The organism is Pseudovibrio ascidiaceicola (assembly GCF_900114245.1).
In the GTDB taxonomy this organism is placed as follows: domain Bacteria; phylum Pseudomonadota; class Alphaproteobacteria; order Rhizobiales; family Stappiaceae; genus Pseudovibrio; species Pseudovibrio ascidiaceicola.
The window spans coordinates 209548-226143 of the sequence record NZ_FOSK01000005.1 but is presented as its reverse complement, the minus strand read 5'-3'; the positions used below and the strand labels follow the sequence as shown (position 1 = coordinate 226143).

Genomic DNA, 16596 nt, shown 5'->3' with positions numbered 1-16596 from the left:
CCGGGCGTTTCACTTTTTAGGTATCAGTCTCCGATAAACGGATTGTCTCGCAAGTGCTCAGCGGCGAAGTCTACGAATGACCGCACTTTTGCGCTGGCTCGTCGGCCTTCCATATAAACGATATGGACTGGAAGCGGCTCAGGCTCATAGTCCTCCAGCGCCAATTGGAGCACGCCATTCGCCACATCTTTTGCTACCTGATAGGACAGCAAACGGGTAATACCAGCCCCACCTATTGCGGCCTGAATAGCTGCACAGTTGTGATTACAGCGCAAATGCGGGCTGATCTTCACCACCTCAGTCTTCCCACCGGCAAACTTCCAATGGCTGCTCGTTTCAACCGAGGTCGGCTGGATAATCTTGTGCTTTGTAAGGTCTGACGGTGTTTGCGGTGTGCCACGCTCACTAAAATACGATGGTGATGCACAAATCACGCGGCGGATACTGCCTACGCGGGTGGCATAGAGCCCGGAATCCTGCAGATGTCCGATGCGGAATGCGACATCCAGATTATCTTCCACCATGTTGACGATGCGATCATAGAACTCCGCATTGGCGGTCACTTCAGGGTAGAGGTCGAGATACTCTGTGATCAGCGGGATGATGTATTTCTGCCCAAACAGTATGGGTGCAGTGATGGAAAGCTCGCCGATTGGCTTGGCATAGCTGCCGCTGACAAACGCTTCTGCCTGTTCAACACTCTCTAAAATGCCTTTTACATCGCAAAGATAATGCCGGCCCGCATCCGTCAGTCGGACGTGACGAGTGGTTCGGTTGAATAATCTTGTGCCAAGGGATTGCTCTAGCCGCGCAATGGAGCGAGTGACGGCAGGAGCTGAAAGGCCAAGCTTCTTGCTGGCTTCCACGAAGCTCTCCCGTTCAGCCACCTCCACAAACACCTGCATTGTTTCAAGTTTGTCCATATCAATCCCGCAATCAATCTCATTTATTGCGCTAGTTGTAATAGTGAATTGCACATTAGCCCAATTATTTCTTTTCAAACATTGGTTACATGAAGACCATCATCCGATTTTAAAAATAAGGAGATACACAATGTCACGCATTCCTACCCCATCTTCCATTGAGGCCGCTCCTCAGGATTCCCAGGCTTCCCTTCAGGCCGTCAACTCCCAGCTCGGCTCTGTGCCAAACCTCTTCCGCATCGTTGCTAACAGCCCGCAGGCGCTGGAAGGTTACCTCGGTTTGAACGGCGCACTTGGCAAAGGAACTCTACCAGCTGCTACTCGTGAGCGCCTTGCGCTGGCTGTTGGCGAGCAGAATGGCTGTAACTACTGCCTTTCCGCACACACATACCTTGCTTCCAACCTTGCCAAACTCTCCGCTGACGAAATTGCAAAGAACCGTCGCGGTAGTTCTGAAGATGCGAAAGCAGCTGTTGCTGTCGAGTTTGCTGTCGCAATCGTCAAGAACCGTGGAAAGGTTTCGGATGCACAGGTACAGGCCGTGCGCGATGCGGGTTATTCCGACGCAGAACTGGTTGAGATTGTTGGTCATGTCGCCCTGAACACGCTGACCAACTATATGAACGAAGTTCTGGGAACCGAAGTGGACTTCCCTGCTGTTAAAGAACTTGCCTGATACAACGGGCGGGTGGAGCCCAATCCACCTGCCACCCTTCCGGAGATCGTCATGACCAGACCACCACTCCCTCCGTTCACACGGGAAACAGCCAGCGCCAAAATCCGTGCGGCGGAAGATGGCTGGAACTCTAGAGACCCGCAAAAGGTAGCTCTGGCCTACACGCCAGACTGCCAATGGCGGAACAGAGCAGAATTTGTAACTGGACGCCCCGAGATTGAGCAGTTGCTTACTCGCAAATGGACCCGAGAGCTCGATTACCGCCTAATTAAAGAGCTATGGGCCTTTGAGGGAGACCGAATCGCGGTTCGCTTTGCCTATGAGTATCATGACGACTCCGGACAGTGGTTCAGAGCCTACGGCAATGAAAACTGGGAGTTCGCTGAGGACGGCCTGATGAAGCGCCGGATTGCAAGCATCAATGAACATCCGATCACACAAGAGGAACGCAAGTTCCATTGGCCGTTGGGTCGCCGCCCTGATGAGCATGCAAGCCTGAGTGATTTAGGTCTGTAACTGGAGGAAACCCCATGTATTCCAGTGATATCGGCTTCACTCCCACAGTGAAAGCCATCCAGAGCCGCAAAGGCTCCCGCCGCGGCTATGCCAGTATGGAAGAGCGCGGCGGTTGGAAGAGCGAAGTGACAGAAGAACTGGCGCAGTACATTGCAGATCAGCGCAGTTTCTTTCTGGCAACGTCCAATGCTGATGGCCAACCTTACATTCAGCATCGCGGAGGCCCAGCAGGCTTCCTTAAGGTGCTGGACAATCACCATCTTGGCTTTGCAGATTTTCGCGGCAACCGTCAGTACATCAGTCAGGGCAATCTGGAAGATAACTCCAAGGCCTTCATTTTTCTGATTGATTACGTGCAGAAGACGCGGATCAAGATCTGGGGTACAGCCAAGGTTGTTGAGGATGATCCGGGATTGGTTGAACAGCTGATGGATTACGATCAACCGTACCGCGCAGCTCCAGAGCAGGCGATTATCTTCCGTGTTGAGGCGTGGGATGCCAATTGCCCGCAGCACATTCCGGTCCGCATTGACGCCGAGTGGGTCAAATCCGCTCTGGAAGAAAAAGAACAGAAGATCGCAGAGCTGGAAGCACAAATCCAGAAGCTGCAAAGCGTCGTACAAGCGAACTGATTATATCGAATAGCAGGTGGGCGAACTCACCTGTTACTGCGTATTCCCGAAACTTATCTGGCCCTAATATCGGGAATACGCACTACCTCTCACCGCTATTGTGGCCCCCCATAAAAATCACCCCATTGCTTCTTTTCAATCTCCGTGACAGCACTCAGCAGCTTTTGCCCAAACGCATCTGCGAGTGCGGAGGCAGGCCGTTGTGATGGGAGCAAGATTGAAATTGCCAGCACCACCTTGGGCGCGAACGGTCGAAAAACGAGAGAACTGTGCTCCCGTGCAGTGTTCAGATACCCATCCGCCGTCATCGGATCACAAATGCAATAGCACAAGCCATCTTCCACAAGCTTCAGTGCAGGGAGGAAGTTGCGTAACTCGAAGCGTTGATTGAACACCGCTTTCTGGTCATCAAATGCCATCCGCGTGGAAACGCAATTTGGGTGCATCTCTGGCAGTGTCGCTAATGGCTTGCCTGAGAGGTCTTTCGCTTCAATAACCTCCTTGCGTGCCAGTGGATCATCGCTGCGCAAAGCACAAATGCAATTGAGCAGGAAATCATGCGTGATCAGCGCACTGTTGGGAGCGGGAGTTTCTGCCAGTCCCACATCATATTGCTGAGAGGCGACCCACTCTTCAATCACGTTAGACCCGCGCATCATCAGCGAAACCTTCACCTCCGGCTTGTCATGCACGAACTCTGAAATCAGTTGAGGAATGAGCACCTGAGAGGACGCAGGCATGAACGCCACATTGAGCCGTCCTTGCTGCAAAGAGCCGATCTCGCGCATGGTGCGGGTGGAACGAGCCAGACGGTCCAGAATAGCTTCCGCTTCCCCCAAGAAGAACTGCGCTTCCGGTTTGCGGATCAGTTTCCCGCGCTGACGTTCAAACAGTTCGATCCCAAGCTCCTGCTCAAGGTTCGCAATGAGGGAACTTACCGCAGGTTGCGTGCGGCCTAGGGTACGTGCTGCTTCAGAGATAGAGCCTGTTCGCATTACTTCACGAAATGCCTGCAACTGTCGAAAACTCAGGTTCATGTAACCACCTGTTATTGTGAGGCAATTACCAACCCCATAATTTTTTTCTATACCTTAATAGATTAAATCACTTTGATTTTATAGGTCAAAATCGAAATCTTCCCCGAACAGCGCTGCGGACATCTACTTAGGGAGGATTGCTGATGGATCGCTTAATGAGCCTGCTGCTGACGGGGCTGATATGCCTTGTTGCACTGGGCCAATTTGTACAGGTGATCACGCGATACCTGCTTGAGATTCCAGTTTTGGGGCTGGAAGAAAGTCTGCTCTATCCAACAATGTGGCTCTACATGGTGGGCGCAGTTAATGCCTCCCGCGAGAACAGCCATATCCGTGCTAACGTTCTGGAAATCTTCCTGAAAACGCCGAAGCAAGTGGCCGTGCTCGCCCTCGTTGGTGAAGCGCTGAGCCTCGCAATTGGTTGCTGGCTCACCTACTGGGCATGGGACTTTACCAAGTATTCGATGCGTGTATGGCGCGAGAGCCCGACCCTCTACATCCCGACCTTTTACGTGGACATCGCGCTGATCACTGGCCTTGTCCTGATGATGGTGTTCACCGCAATTCAGCTGGGCCGACACATCCATCAGGTGTTGACAGGGACATTCCCGGAGCCACTTCCAACCTCAACAGAACCCCCAAAAGAGGAGCTGGCCTGATATGGTTGAGATTGCACTTCTTTCCGTTGCAGTTCTCGTAATTCTGCTCACTCTTGGCGTTCCGCTGCCGTACTGCTTTGGCGCGGGTCTGATGACTATGTACTTCGCTGGTGATGTCATCATGAAGGGCAACATGCTCTGGGGCTTCCAGCAGCTCGGCAATCCTGTTCTGCTTGCTATTCCGCTGTTTGTTCTGGCGGGCACGATTATGAGCGTCAGTGGCATCGCCGCTAGTTTGCTTAACTTCGTCAACATCTTCATCGGCCATTTGCGTGGCGGTCTGGGTGTTGTAGCGACCGTCAGCTGTGCGTTGATCGGTGCAATTTCCGGCTCTGGTCTCACAGGCGTTGCCGCCATCGGTCCTCTCCTCATTCCTGAGATGGAAAAGCAAGGCTATCCGCGGGCTTATGCAACTGCGCTCATCGCCAATGCATCCTTGCTTGGCCTGCTTATCCCACCAAGCGTGACCATGATCGTTTATGGCTGGGTAACAGACACATCCATCCTCGCCTGCTTCCTTGCAACGCTTGGTCCCGGCTTGCTGATCATGTCCAGCTTCTCTGTGGTGAACCTGCGTCTGGCCCGCAAGTTTGACCTGAAACTGGAAGACCGCCCACGCGGCAAAGCTTTCGTGCAGGAAGCAAGTCATCGCGGGTTCAAGGCGACTCCAGCGCTTCTCATGCCAGTCATCATCCTTGGCGGCATCTACGGCGGCATCATGACCCCGACAGAAGCTGCTGCTGTTGCAGTAATCTACGCAATCCCTGTCGGGTTCCTTATTTACCGCGGGCTGGATGCCAAAACATTCCTTGGCGCTGGTAAAGAAGCGGCAACATCCGTTGGCGCGATCATGCTGATGATCCTGTTCTCAATGATCCTCTCCCAGATGTTCGTGCTGGAAAGCGTGCCACAGGAACTGGTGGAGGCGATCTTCTCCATCACCGAGAACAAGGTTCTGCTGCTGATCCTCATCAACATCCTGCTGTTCCTTGTGGGGATGGTGGTGAATGATGTGACCGCGATCATCCTGATTGCCCCGTTGCTTCTACCTCTCATGGAAGCAATCGGCATTAGCCCGATCCAGTTTGCAGCGATCATGGGCGTCAACACAGCCATGGGTGGTGTAACCCCGCCATATGCTTCGATCCTCTATCTGGGCGCACGCATCGGCAAGGTGCCAGTCACGCAAGTGATCCGCCCGGCCATGATCCTCATCCTGTTTGGCTATCTGCCGGTGGTGTTCCTGACCTCCTTCTGGGCAGATCTGTCTCTCTTCATTCCCCGGCTCTTTGGTTACTGACCCCATCACCAGACAAGAGCCCAAAGCGAGCTGTGGGAGCAGCTCCGATAACAGCAACCTCAGTTGCGATTGAAAACAAAACACAGAGGTGAACTATGATTTTGAAGGCATTGAAAACAACCCTCGCGCTGGCAACCATCATTGGTGGTGTAAGTGCAGCATCTGTCGCGCAGGCCAAAACACTGAAGATCAGTCACATCCGTCCGCAGGGCGCAACTGTTGATCTGGAAGTGAAGGACCTTGCTGAAGAGCTGAAGAAAGCAACCAATGGCGACCTGAAGATGAAGATCTTCGCAGCAAGCGCACTTGGTGACTACACCACTGTACAAGAGCGTATTTCTGTTGGCGCTATCGACATGGCCGTACAGCCAGCAGCAACTGCTGTTGAGCGCAAGATGCAGATCAGTGCCTTCCCGTATGTGGCTGAAAACTGGGAGCAGGCGCAAAAGATCTACGGTCCAGGCGGCGCAATCCACGACGCAATGAAAGAGCTTTACGCCAAGCAGGACATCACCATGCTGGCCGCTTATCCGGTGTACTTCGGCGGTATCGCGCTGAACCGTGATGCGGTGGCTCCGGGTGATCCAAACGCAGACAAAGGCATCAAGGTTCGCGTACCAGGCATCAAAAGCTTCCAGCTGACTGCAGATGCTCTGGGTTACATCAGCTCTCCAATCCCGTTCTCCGAAGCCTTCACCGCTGTTCAGACCGGTGTTGTTGATGGCGTCGTGGGCTCCGGTGCTGAAGGTTATTACGCCTCCTTCCGTGATGTCGCGAAGACTTACATCCCAGTGAACACCCACTTCGAAGTCTGGTACCTGATCATCAACTCCGAGCGTTTTGAAGGTCTTGATGAAAACTCCCGCAAAGCTCTCGTAGAAGCTGCGAAAGAGTTTGAAGCCAAGCGTTGGGCCAAAGCGGAATCCGATCAGGGTGCGTTTGAGCAGAAACTGGCAGACTACGGTGCGACTATCGTCAACCTTTCTGATGATGAATTGGCAGCGGCGGCCAAGAAAGTGCGCGCAGACGTATGGCCACAGATCCTGAACGACGTTGGCGCTGACTGGGGTCAGTCCATTCTTGAAAAAATCAAGAACTAAAAGTCCAGACCGATAGGTCTCCAAAGGATCAGGCAGTTTTGTTCCCAACCGGATCCCAATCCCGGTTTCATTCGGTCTGCCTGATCCGCCCGGTTTCATTGGGAAACCCACTTGTTTTAAAGCTTGCCACTAAAGGTCAGGTCCAATGTTCCGCTCACTGCGCAAACCCGAGACCCAAAGCGTCTCCATCAACATCAACGGGCAGACGGTTCAGGTTGCTGAAGGCTCCAGCCTTTGGGCAGCCATGGCATTGCACGGTGAAACACAAACCCGCCTTGCCTCTGTCTCAGGTCAGCAACGCTCTGCCTATTGCGCCATGGGCGTGTGCTTTGAGTGTCTTGTTGAGATCAACGGTGTGCCAAACCAGCAGGCCTGTATGACGACAGTAGAAGAGGGCATGCACGTCAGCAGCCAACACCTGACCGAACAATCCATTGCTGCACTTCATCAAAAAGAGAGTGCTGATCATGAGTGACATTTTCGATATCGCTATTATCGGTGCAGGCCCGGGCGGTATGTCCGCCGCACTAGAGGCCGCACAGCAGGGAGCTTCGGTCGCTGTGCTTGATCGCAAAGCAACTCCCGGCGGTCAGATCTACCGGGATGTGACGCAGAGCCCGCTGTTGGACCCATCCGTGCTCGGCAGGGAGTACACCGAGGGCGCAGAGCTGGTTCGAGCCTTCCTCGAAGCTGACATTGATCGTCACCAGAATGCGGATGTCTGGCACATTGGAGAAAACGGCGAAGTCCTGTACTCACAAGACAATCAGACCCGCCGTCTTGTAGCGCGTGAACTCATTATCAGCCCGGGTGCAATGGAACGCCCATTTCCTATTGAAGGCTGGCACTTGCCGGGGGTGATGACAGCAGGTAGCGCACAGGTGATGCTCAAATCCGACGGCATGGTCAAAGATGGCGCTATCTTTGCTGGCACCGGTCCATTGCTTTACCTGATCGTAGCACAGTATCTTCGGCTCGGCGTAACCGTTAACGCTGTGGTGGATACAACGCCCGCTGGCGGGGTTGGGCGCGCGATGCAGCACCTTGGTGGTGCGCTCCGCAAACCAGCTTATCTTATCAAAGGCCTGAAGCTCCTCAATGAAATTCGCCGTGCTGGTGTTCCGGTCTTTCGCCATGCCTCCAACTTGAGCATACTCGGAGAAAGCAAGGCCGTTGGCCTGCAGTTTCAGCAGGATGGCCGAACCCACTCCATCAATGCTGGTCATATATTCCTGCATCAAGGTGTCATACCTAACCTCAACATGACGCGGGCGCTCGGTATGGAGCATCACTGGGCAGAGCAGCAACTGTGTTGGACACCAGTGCTGGATGACTGGGGTCAGAGCTCAATCCCGCACATTGCTGTGGTTGGTGATGCAGCAGGTATTCAGGGGGCTGAAGCAGCTCGCCACGCAGGCCGCCTTGCTGCACTCAAAGCTATGAACAAACTTGGCAAACTCAACGACGCAGACCTTCAGCAAGAAAGCTCTGCTAACCTGAAGGCCATAAAGTCCTTCAAAGCCTTCCGCAGTTTTCTTGATGCGTATTATCCTCCAACACCAGAGCACCGCATCCCTGTAGCAACCAACACGCTGGTATGCCGCTGCGAAGAACAAACAATGGGACAACTTCGTGCCGGGTTTGAGCAAGGAGCGAAAGACCCGAACGCGCTTAAAGCATTGACCCGCTGCGGTATGGGCCCGTGCCAGGGCCGCCAATGCGGGCACACTGTGAGCGAGTTGCTGGCAGACTGGCAAAACAAGCCTGTTTCCGACATCGGCTATTATCGCCTGCGCTCTCCGCAACGATTGCTCAGTGTTGAAGAGTTGAGCCAGTTCCAAAACATAAAACCAGTTCAAAAACCGGCTGAGGTGTCCGCATGAATTTTGATGCAATCATCATTGGCGGCGGCATACACGGCAGCGCAACAGCTTACTATCTGGCGAAGGCTGGTTTGAAGACGCTGGTGCTGGAAAAGGATTATGTTGGCCGTCATGCGTCCGGTGTCAATGCTGGCGGTGTACGTCTATTGGGCCGCGATTTTGCTGAAGTTCCGCTCTCCAAAGAAGCCATGTCCCGCTGGCAAACACTAGATGATGAGCTGGACGGTGACACTGGTTTTCGCAGACGCAGCCTGATCAACATTGCGATTGATGATGCAGACATGAGCAAGATCCAGACGCGGATCAATAGCCTCGCCGGACTGGGTTACAATCACGAAGTACAGATCGACCAGCAGGAATTGCGCGAGCGGCTACCTCATGTAGCGCATAATTGCGTGGGCGGCGTGGTGTCTGAACAAGATGGCTACGCGATCCCCTACAAGGCAACCACTGCCTTTCGCCGGGCAGCTGAGCGGCTCGGCGCGACGTTTCATGAAGGCGAGACACTCGCAAACCTGCGCCAGATTGGTGATACGTGGCAGGTACGAACCGATAAAGCCACCTATGACGCTGGCACTGTGATCAATTGCTCTGGGGCATGGGCGGACAAAACGGCCATGATGATGGGCGACAACACCCCGCTCTCACACAGCGCGCCTATGTTGATGATCACAGCCCGCATGCCGCATTTTGCTGGTCCTGTTGTCGGCGCAATCTCTCGCCAGCTTTCATTCAAGCAATTTGAAAATGGCACCGTTCTCATCGGTGGTGGCGCCAAAGGCTTTGCAGACCGCGACAGCAATCACACGACACTGGATTACAAGAAGCTGGCCCTTGCAGCTGAGACAACCAAAACCTTTTTCCCAATCATGAAGACAGCCGTCATCAACCGGATGTGGGCTGGACTGGAAGCCTACATGCCCGACAACCTACCTGTAATCGGGGCAGGGGTGAATGCACGCAATGCCTACCATGCCTTCGGCTTTTCGGCCCATGGCTTCCAGCTCGGGCCAGTCGTTGGTGATGTGCTCACACAACTGATCACAACAGGCAAAACCAATTTTGATCTGAACCCGTTCCGCATTGATCGCTTTGAGCGCAAGGTTCTTTAACTCCCAATATTTCCAAGACAACAGGAAAGTAAAACCATGACAATTGAACGGGTGGATTCCAACCACCGCATGAGCAAGATCGTAAAGCACAACGGAACAGTCTACCTGTGTGGTCAAACTGCGGCCGATGACCCAAGCTGGGACATCACCGAACAGACAAAACGCTGTCTGGCCAAAGTTGATGCCCTGCTGGAACAAGCTGGCAGCAACCGCAACAAAATCCTGTCCACCACCATTTATGTGCGCGATATGAAGGACTTCGCAGCGATGAACGCTGTGTGGGATGCATGGGTTGCAGAAGGTGAGAAACCAGCGCGTGCCTGCGTTGAAGCACGCATGGCCCGTCCGGATATTCTGGTTGAATTTACTGTGGTTGCAGCTCAGTAAAACACAGAGAGCCCGTGGTTTTGCGGGCTCTTGCCAACTCCTGTTACTTCTGAATGAGCCCTTCCACCATTACCTCCCAAGAGGCAAGGAAGCGTCGTTCCACTTCGTTGTTGGTGCCTTCCAGACGACTTAGGATCAGGGTGCCTTCAAACAACTCGACAATCGCTTCAACGATATGCGTTGCATTTGCCTGCCGGATCACACCATTTTTCATTCCCTCAACAATCTGCTCACTAATACGCGTGCGAAGCAGGCCAAAGAATTTCTTTAGAACCACACGCGCCACATGGTGCTTGTAAAACTCAACCCAAATTGCTGTAAGTTCAGAATGTGTGCCCAGATAGATCAGGGTCGTGACGCAGATGGACTGGATTCGTTCCAGCACATCCGTATCTGATGCTGTTTCTTCTTTAATTTGCTGAACGATCTCGTCATCACACATTTGCAGATATTCTGCCAGAATCTCATCCTTACTGGCAAAAATGGACCCAATACTTTGTTGCGAGAGGCCGGTTTCCTTAGCAATATCCTTGAACGTAGTGTTGAAATAACCGTTGCGTGCGAAACAACGCAGTGACCCGTTGAGAATGATCATACGATCATCCTGCAGAGCAGCGGGAACATCCTCTCTCCGTTGCTGGGGGTCGTCCATAAACGCTCTCCACACATTGGTTTGCAGGCACACTTAGGGCTGCAAGTCGGCATCCTTCAGGACCTTAGCGGAAAAGCTAGCATGCAATCACAGGGTTGAGGCCGGGGATGTTGCGCAAGGTTGATACGATTTTCTCCCATTCACTAAGCTCAAAGCTTCTATTGATTTGAGTTTGACGAATTTGCGTAAGTTTACAAACTTACAAAGCTCATGTCCGGCAGCTGAAAAACTGAATGAGTATTCCTTGGATGTCCCGGCAATAACGCCCCCAAGGAGATACATTATGAAAACAATCAGTATTTTGATGAGTTCCGTTCTTTTGACCGTTGCCTCAACCGGTTTTGTCGCTGCTGCGAGTTCCTCCAATCTAGAAGAAGGTCTCCAGACCAAAACACCATTTGTTGTCGCTGATGCAGCTTCCGATAAAGACAAACCTCGCACCGAGGGCGTTGAAGCTTGCAAGGATTATGATGGATCCTCTGAGCATGGCGATAATCATGATGACGATCGACGCGATGAGCATAGTGATCGTGATGAACACAGAGAAGACGACTTCGACCAGGGGCACAACGATGATCGTGAAAACGGCGATTGTGATGATCACGATGATGGGGTTCAGCGAGAACGCGTAGACGAGCGTGCCAGCAGGGTAAACGGCTAATATTATCTACGGTAGTCCCCAGCATTACCCTACAAAGTGCGCATCAACGTTCAAGCGTGTTGATACGCTTTCTTGACCATAACAATCCGTTCGTGCAAACACATCATAGAGCTATAGCCAGAGTATCTTATGCGCATTCTTTTGCTTGAAGACGACATCGAAATCGGAACATGGGTCGAAGATGGACTTTCCAAAGCCGGGCATGTCATCGATTGGGTCAAAGACGGGCACGATGCATTCTTGAATGCAACGACACGAGACTACGATGTCATTGTGCTGGATCGGATGACACCAGGCCTTGATGGCCTCTCGGTTCTAAAGGCACTACGCTCAACCAAGAATGCGGTTCCGGTCCTGTTTCTCACAGCCTTAGGTTCAGTAGAAGACCGTGTTGAAGGGCTGGATGCTGGCGGAGATGACTATCTGCCCAAACCCTTTGCGTTTTCGGAACTGTTGGCCCGTGTATCTGCCCTTGGACGACGGCCAAGTTCAAACACTACTGATACGGTGAGTTGCCTCGAGGTTGAGAAGTTTCAGTTGAACCTGCTCAAACAGCAATGTACCCGTGCTGGTCAACCTGTCCCGCTCAACGCCAAAGAATTTCGCCTGTTTGAGACCTTTATTCGCAACAAAGGACGTGTTTTGACCAAGAACATGTTGCTGGAGAAGGTCTGGGATATGAACTTCGACCCAACCAGCAGCGTCGTGGAAACCCATATCAGCCGGCTGCGCACCAAAATCGAAAAGCCGTTTGGTATTGAGCTCATTCGAACAATCCGCGGAGCAGGGTATATTCTTGATGACTAACTCTCTGAAACATCTCTGGCAGATGTCCGCGCTGCGTCAGGCATTTGCGCTCACACTGGTGTTTTTGGGGGGCTTGGTTGCAACGGGCTTTCTGGCAGATGTTTCTATTCGCGCCAACCTCAACCAAACTATCGACAACGACCTTCTTACAAAATTCAATCAGATCAAAGCTGATCTCGCTAAAGGTATTTCCTACCAATCCATTGCGGGTTCCTATCAATCTGAGAGTGAGCACTTCAGCGTTGATGAATTTGTCAGCTTCAAATCAGATTCCGGCAGGATATATGGGTATTCAATCCCAGACGTTTATGGACAGACAGGCTTTGTAAACCTCGCTCCCTATTACTTCCATGAGGAAGAGGGCGAAGAGGCAGAGGACCATGTAGAAACAGAAACCAGCTGGCGCGTTTATGTTGGCACCGTCCTCGGTGGCACGCTTGCCGTAGGCTCAAGTCTTCGCGCCAGTAACCAACTGCTGAACACATTGCCTTATGCGTTTTTGTTCAGTGGCGGTGTTATGATGTTTATAACGCTGAGCGGTGGCCTCTGGTTTGGCTGGCGCACGCAGCGAAGGCTCTCCAAAATAACGAATGCTCTGGACCAGATCGCAGCAGGTGATCTGGCAACCCGCATTGCACCTTCAAGCTGCAGAGACGATCTGGATATTCTTTCCGTCAAACTGGATGAAACCACACAGCGACTTTCAACCACACTTCAGCAAGTTCGCGACCTGTCAGTCAATATCGCACACGATTTAAAGACTCCTCTCACTCGTCTCAGAGCGCAACTGGAACAGACACAGGAGCAAAATCAAAAAGGTGTCAGCGATGCAGAAGGCGTTGCCGGAGCACTTAAGAAAACAGATAATCTGCTTGAGGTATTTGACGCCCTGTTGCGAATTTCGCGTGTTCAGTCTGGCGAGAGAAAAAAGCAGTTCCAACACATCCAACTGGCTGACTTGATCCATAATGTTGCTGAGATCTATCAAGCTGTCGTTGAAGAAACTGGCCGTTCTTTTTCCGTTGAAATTGAAGAAGCTGGAAGCATATCCGGCGATCAGGTACTTCTTGTTCAGGCACTTGCTAATCTCATTGAAAATGCCTTACGCCACACACCCATAAAGGCCAAAGTTACGCTGTTCGTTTCAAGAAACACGATTGGTCTGCGGGACAATGGGCCGGGTATACCCGAGGCGTACTATCCACGCGTTGTCGAGCCTATGTATCGAATGGAGCAGAGCAGGAGTACACCAGGCGCTGGGTTAGGGCTTGCTTTGGTGAAAGCCATTGCCGATCTGCACCAAGCAGAACTCGTTTTATCCTCTCCAGCTTCTGGTAAAGGCCTCAGTATTCAGTTTGTCTTCCATCCACCAATCAACGAGTAACTCGACACAAACTGAACTAATCACGGATCAAAATTGAGTTGATCGCCAAACAGTTTGCTCAGTGCACCATGGCATCTTTCACACCAATTATTTTGGAGGGATGTCCTTATGAAGCTCAAGATCTTATTGATTACCGGTGACTTTGGCGAGGACTATGAAGTCATTGTTCCATTCATGTTGCTGAAAGCCATCGGTTATGAAGTGCATGTTGCTTGCCCCAAAAAGCGGGAGGGTGAAACGGTCGCCTCGTCCATTCACGATATCAATAAGGACTATCAAACAGTCACCGAGTGGGAAGGGCACCGGATCAACATCAACGTGTCTCTTGAGCGTCTGAACCCTGCCGATTACATCGCCCTTGTGCTTCCCGGAGGTCGCTCCTGCGAATACTTGCGCACATACCCAATTGTCCGTGATGTAACATCTCATTTCATCAAGGAAAACAAACCGATCGCTTCCATTTGCCGAGGGGTGCAGATCCTGCTTGCCACGGGGCTTTTGAAGGGCAAAACCATGACGGGGAATTTTGTGTGTCAGACAGAAGTTCAGATGTCTGGCAATACCTACGAAAAACTGGGGTACGAAGGTGTCGTGGTAGATGGAAACATTGTTTATGGCGTGGAATGGCATGGCCTTTGGACGTGGATGCAAGCCTTCATGGAAAAGCTTGGGGTCATCATAGATTTGCCCCCCAAAGCTGGCCGCGTGAAACCCACTCCCGGAGAAGGATATACTTACAAAAGCCTCGGTTAGAGCACCTTCCGTTTGAAGGTAATCAAGGAGGATGCTCTAACCAAGGGTGCAGCCTTAGCTGGACTCGTCAGGCAACCGGATTGTGAGAGCCGGATTGCGAGGGAAGAAGTTCATTGGCTGAATATGGATGGTCTTCCATTCCGTTGACATGACCGGCCAGTCTTCCAAACGTGGTACGTGGTGGAAGCCAGCAGTGAACCATGTGACTACATCCTTGTTCATGAGTTCGCGGTCCTGCTTGACCCATTCTGCCAGACCATCAGACCCGTCAGATCCCATAGCGAGCGCGCCACCTGCATAACGCTCCTTTGGATCATAAGCAGTGTTCCAGACGCTGTACTCGATGTAGCGGTTACGCACGAACGGAGCATCGTTTTCAAAGTCAAATGGAGCATAGGACACGCTGCCGTGGTGGAGCATGTAGGCTGGCTTGTGACCAAGGTAACCGTCAACATTCCCGTTCATCACCATAAAGGCTTTCGGCTTCATAGAGCTGAGGCGGAAACGACCTTCCATCTCACTTTTGACCGGTGTGTTCTTAACGGTCCAGAGTGAACGACGTGGAACGTTGACCGGAGGTTCACCGCCAACAATCTCCTGCACCATCATGGTGTTGTCTGGTCCGTCCACGTCAAAGTCCAGACGGAAGTTAAAGTAGTGGTCATGGAACGGTGCCACCAGATGCGGCGCAATGAGCGAGCCATATTTGGTGTCTTCGGCAGCAGTTGGATCCTGCAAGGTTTTAGAAGCGACGCCCTTCACGGCATCCAGACCGGATGCACCGACTTTCAAGTAAATCGTGCCATCCTGCTTGAAGCGGTAATCGATCAGGTAGTCGTAGTTGCCAACCTCAGAGGCTGTGCGGATGACCAGTTCAGTTTCTGGCCGACCTTCTGCAGGCACAAACTCCGTTTCTGATTGAGCAAAGACTTCAAAGTGACGCCATGCCGGGTTCCCAATATCGCGCTCAAAAATGCAAATCGCGTCAGGAATTTCCAGTGGCTGGCCCATATCATCATGGATCAATGCCGGAAGGAAAGTCGCGTAATCCGGGCAATCTACATTCTTGCGCAGGGGAGTCAGGAACAGGCCAAATCCATATTCGCCGCTGTCCATATAGGTCCGCCAATACCAACCTGCCGATGGGTCCATATACGGTACGAACACTTCAGACAGGGAGGCTTGATAGAGCACTGAACGCCAGTTCGCACCATCATTGGCTTTGACCTGCGACAGAACAAGGCCCGGACGTTTATCGACGCGATACCGCATCTTCCAGATGTCCCAGGTGATCTCACTGCCATCAATGCTGAAGTTTGGACCACCTTCCTGACGCAGGCGCGCCGGATTGGTTTTAGCCCTTAATGCTGTGCGTTTGGCAACTTCGTCCTCATTATAGCCCCAGTCATCTTCTGGCAGCGGCACGGCGCCTTCATCAAGAACTTCCAGCACTTCGCGCTCAGAAAGCTCTACCACAGCCACCAGCCCCTCGACCGGCTTGGCATAGAAGTTGGAACTTGTCGGGTTCACGTAGCAAGGCACCTTCATCAGGCGCTTGCCCTGCTCTGCATCTGTGAAGAAGTTTCCAGCGGTCAATGGAAGGCAAAATACGTCATCTGGCGTTAACCCGCGTTTGGCAAGACCAGCAACCATACGCTCATCTCCAAGCGCAATCTCCATGGCTGACATAAAATCTGCCAACATGATCATGGGCTGACCTTCAAGCTCAGAAGTGCTTTCCACTGCTCCCTTAGTGATGTTCACTACGGCTTGGTAGAACTTGTCATTTTCCTGAAAATGCACAGTCGCTCTGCGATCAAGGCTCCCATCTGTCGCATTGCTCATGACCGCTTTTTTGTGCGGCTCCAAAAGCTCGATCAACGGATATAGCGTTTTATCACTGGCAGCATTGGCTTCAATCAGGGTTGCCCGAACTGCATTGAGTTCATCTCCTGTCAGGCCATCGAGTGGATGAGGATCTGCAGCATACGCGGCAGTCGTGAGCATTGAGGCGGCTACAAGCCCCCCCAGCATCTTTAAAGTCATTGGTTCCCTCCCATCGGAAGGGGAGATGAACCCACCTGTGTCTTCTCCCCCTAAATCCGTCCAATCAA

18 protein-coding genes are annotated in these 16596 nt (G+C 52.3%); 14 read left to right on the top strand and 4 right to left on the bottom strand.

Features of this window, described 5'->3' with window-relative positions; translation table 11 throughout:
* Window positions 1–23 precede the first annotated feature (23 nt).
* Window positions 24–923 (bottom strand): LysR family transcriptional regulator, encoded by a 900-nt coding sequence (locus BM231_RS11505; RefSeq protein ID WP_093519470.1) that lies wholly within the window; start codon window positions 921–923, stop codon window positions 24–26.
* A gap of 130 nt (window positions 924–1053) precedes the next feature.
* Here BM231_RS11505 and BM231_RS11500 point away from each other — a divergent pair, with 130 nt between their 5' ends.
* The 3 genes from BM231_RS11500 to BM231_RS11490 are packed head-to-tail and all read left to right on the top strand — an operon-like array spanning window position 1054 to window position 2747.
* Complete coding sequence (locus BM231_RS11500; RefSeq protein ID WP_063296063.1) at window positions 1054–1599, top strand: carboxymuconolactone decarboxylase family protein; 546 nt, start codon at window positions 1054–1056, stop codon at window positions 1597–1599.
* 51 nt (window positions 1600–1650) lie between these two features.
* Window positions 1651–2115 (top strand): nuclear transport factor 2 family protein, encoded by a 465-nt coding sequence (locus tag BM231_RS11495; RefSeq protein WP_093519468.1) that lies wholly within the window; start codon window positions 1651–1653, stop codon window positions 2113–2115.
* A gap of 14 nt (window positions 2116–2129) precedes the next feature.
* Complete coding sequence (locus tag BM231_RS11490; protein ID WP_093519466.1) at window positions 2130–2747, top strand: pyridoxamine 5'-phosphate oxidase family protein; 618 nt, start codon at window positions 2130–2132, stop codon at window positions 2745–2747.
* Window positions 2748–2842: 95 nt separating this feature from the next.
* Here BM231_RS11490 and BM231_RS11485 read toward each other — a convergent pair whose 3' ends face one another.
* Window positions 2843–3784 (bottom strand): LysR substrate-binding domain-containing protein, encoded by a 942-nt coding sequence (locus tag BM231_RS11485; protein ID WP_093519464.1) that lies wholly within the window; start codon window positions 3782–3784, stop codon window positions 2843–2845.
* Window positions 3785–3927: 143 nt separating this feature from the next.
* On the opposite strand from BM231_RS11485, the gene BM231_RS11480 reads away from it, so the two are divergent.
* From BM231_RS11480 to BM231_RS11450, 7 genes are all read left to right on the top strand, one after another.
* Window positions 3928–4443, top strand: a complete 516-nt coding sequence (locus BM231_RS11480) for a TRAP transporter small permease (protein WP_093519462.1) — start codon at window positions 3928–3930, stop codon at window positions 4441–4443.
* Between the two features lies 1 nt (window position 4444).
* Window positions 4445–5743, top strand: a complete 1299-nt coding sequence (locus BM231_RS11475; RefSeq protein WP_057461316.1) for a TRAP transporter large permease — start codon at window positions 4445–4447, stop codon at window positions 5741–5743.
* A 95-nt stretch (window positions 5744–5838) separates the two neighbouring features.
* Complete coding sequence (dctP, locus tag BM231_RS11470) at window positions 5839–6843, top strand: TRAP transporter substrate-binding protein DctP (protein WP_093519460.1); 1005 nt, start codon at window positions 5839–5841, stop codon at window positions 6841–6843.
* Window positions 6844–6988: 145 nt separating this feature from the next.
* Complete coding sequence (locus BM231_RS11465) at window positions 6989–7318, top strand: (2Fe-2S)-binding protein (RefSeq protein ID WP_093519458.1); 330 nt, start codon at window positions 6989–6991, stop codon at window positions 7316–7318.
* Entirely contained in the window at window positions 7311–8726 is a 1416-nt protein-coding gene (locus BM231_RS27475) for an FAD/NAD(P)-dependent oxidoreductase (protein WP_093519456.1), read from the top strand. The genes BM231_RS11465 and BM231_RS27475 overlap by 8 nt, the downstream gene beginning before the upstream one ends.
* Entirely contained in the window at window positions 8723–9838 is a 1116-nt protein-coding gene (locus BM231_RS11455; protein WP_093519454.1) for an NAD(P)/FAD-dependent oxidoreductase, read from the top strand. The genes BM231_RS27475 and BM231_RS11455 overlap by 4 nt, the downstream gene beginning before the upstream one ends.
* A gap of 36 nt (window positions 9839–9874) precedes the next feature.
* Window positions 9875–10225 (top strand): RidA family protein, encoded by a 351-nt coding sequence (locus BM231_RS11450; RefSeq protein WP_093519452.1) that lies wholly within the window; start codon window positions 9875–9877, stop codon window positions 10223–10225.
* Window positions 10226–10268: 43 nt separating this feature from the next.
* Here BM231_RS11450 and BM231_RS11445 read toward each other — a convergent pair whose 3' ends face one another.
* Window positions 10269–10877 (bottom strand): TetR/AcrR family transcriptional regulator, encoded by a 609-nt coding sequence (locus BM231_RS11445; protein WP_093519450.1) that lies wholly within the window; start codon window positions 10875–10877, stop codon window positions 10269–10271.
* A 283-nt stretch (window positions 10878–11160) separates the two neighbouring features.
* On the opposite strand from BM231_RS11445, the gene BM231_RS11440 reads away from it, so the two are divergent.
* The 4 genes from BM231_RS11440 to BM231_RS11425 all read left to right on the top strand — a co-directional run bounded on the left by BM231_RS11440 (window position 11161) and on the right by BM231_RS11425 (window position 14482).
* A complete protein-coding gene (locus BM231_RS11440; protein WP_093519448.1) occupies window positions 11161–11538 on the top strand; it encodes a hypothetical protein in 378 nt (125 codons plus the stop codon).
* A gap of 129 nt (window positions 11539–11667) precedes the next feature.
* The gene (locus tag BM231_RS11435) at window positions 11668–12345 is read left to right on the top strand and encodes a response regulator transcription factor (protein ID WP_093519446.1); all 678 of its coding nucleotides are present in this window, start codon (window positions 11668–11670) and stop codon (window positions 12343–12345) included.
* The gene (locus BM231_RS11430) at window positions 12338–13729 is read left to right on the top strand and encodes a sensor histidine kinase (RefSeq protein WP_093519444.1); all 1392 of its coding nucleotides are present in this window, start codon (window positions 12338–12340) and stop codon (window positions 13727–13729) included. The genes BM231_RS11435 and BM231_RS11430 overlap by 8 nt, the downstream gene beginning before the upstream one ends.
* 108 nt (window positions 13730–13837) lie before the next feature.
* Window positions 13838–14482, top strand: coding sequence for a DJ-1/PfpI family protein (locus BM231_RS11425; RefSeq protein WP_093519442.1), 645 nt, complete (start codon window positions 13838–13840; stop codon window positions 14480–14482).
* A 54-nt stretch (window positions 14483–14536) separates the two neighbouring features.
* On the opposite strand, the gene BM231_RS11420 is transcribed toward BM231_RS11425, so the two are convergent.
* Window positions 14537–16528 (bottom strand): copper amine oxidase, encoded by a 1992-nt coding sequence (locus BM231_RS11420; RefSeq protein ID WP_093519440.1) that lies wholly within the window; start codon window positions 16526–16528, stop codon window positions 14537–14539.
* Window positions 16529–16596 lie beyond the last annotated feature (68 nt).

Excerpts from the sequence above, each read along its gene's own strand:
- BM231_RS11505 (WP_093519470.1), bottom strand. The coding sequence starts at position 923 with ATGGACAAACTTGAAACAATGCAGGTGTTTGTGGAGGTGGCTGAACGG.
- BM231_RS11500 (WP_063296063.1), top strand. The coding sequence starts at position 1,054 with ATGTCACGCATTCCTACCCCATCTTCCATTGAGGCCGCTCCTCAGGAT.
- BM231_RS11495 (WP_093519468.1), top strand. The coding sequence starts at position 1,651 with ATGACCAGACCACCACTCCCTCCGTTCACACGGGAAACAGCCAGCGCC.
- BM231_RS11490 (WP_093519466.1), top strand. The coding sequence starts at position 2,130 with ATGTATTCCAGTGATATCGGCTTCACTCCCACAGTGAAAGCCATCCAG.
- BM231_RS11485 (WP_093519464.1), bottom strand. The coding sequence starts at position 3,784 with ATGAACCTGAGTTTTCGACAGTTGCAGGCATTTCGTGAAGTAATGCGA.
- BM231_RS11480 (WP_093519462.1), top strand. The coding sequence starts at position 3,928 with ATGGATCGCTTAATGAGCCTGCTGCTGACGGGGCTGATATGCCTTGTT.
- BM231_RS11475 (WP_057461316.1), top strand. The coding sequence starts at position 4,445 with ATGGTTGAGATTGCACTTCTTTCCGTTGCAGTTCTCGTAATTCTGCTC.
- dctP (WP_093519460.1), top strand. The coding sequence starts at position 5,839 with ATGATTTTGAAGGCATTGAAAACAACCCTCGCGCTGGCAACCATCATT.
- BM231_RS11465 (WP_093519458.1), top strand. The coding sequence starts at position 6,989 with ATGTTCCGCTCACTGCGCAAACCCGAGACCCAAAGCGTCTCCATCAAC.
- BM231_RS27475 (WP_093519456.1), top strand. The coding sequence starts at position 7,311 with ATGAGTGACATTTTCGATATCGCTATTATCGGTGCAGGCCCGGGCGGT.
- BM231_RS11455 (WP_093519454.1), top strand. The coding sequence starts at position 8,723 with ATGAATTTTGATGCAATCATCATTGGCGGCGGCATACACGGCAGCGCA.
- BM231_RS11450 (WP_093519452.1), top strand. The coding sequence starts at position 9,875 with ATGACAATTGAACGGGTGGATTCCAACCACCGCATGAGCAAGATCGTA.
- BM231_RS11445 (WP_093519450.1), bottom strand. The coding sequence starts at position 10,877 with ATGGACGACCCCCAGCAACGGAGAGAGGATGTTCCCGCTGCTCTGCAG.
- BM231_RS11440 (WP_093519448.1), top strand. The coding sequence starts at position 11,161 with ATGAAAACAATCAGTATTTTGATGAGTTCCGTTCTTTTGACCGTTGCC.
- BM231_RS11435 (WP_093519446.1), top strand. The coding sequence starts at position 11,668 with ATGCGCATTCTTTTGCTTGAAGACGACATCGAAATCGGAACATGGGTC.
- BM231_RS11430 (WP_093519444.1), top strand. The coding sequence starts at position 12,338 with ATGACTAACTCTCTGAAACATCTCTGGCAGATGTCCGCGCTGCGTCAG.
- BM231_RS11425 (WP_093519442.1), top strand. The coding sequence starts at position 13,838 with ATGAAGCTCAAGATCTTATTGATTACCGGTGACTTTGGCGAGGACTAT.
- BM231_RS11420 (WP_093519440.1), bottom strand. The coding sequence starts at position 16,528 with ATGACTTTAAAGATGCTGGGGGGGCTTGTAGCCGCCTCAATGCTCACG.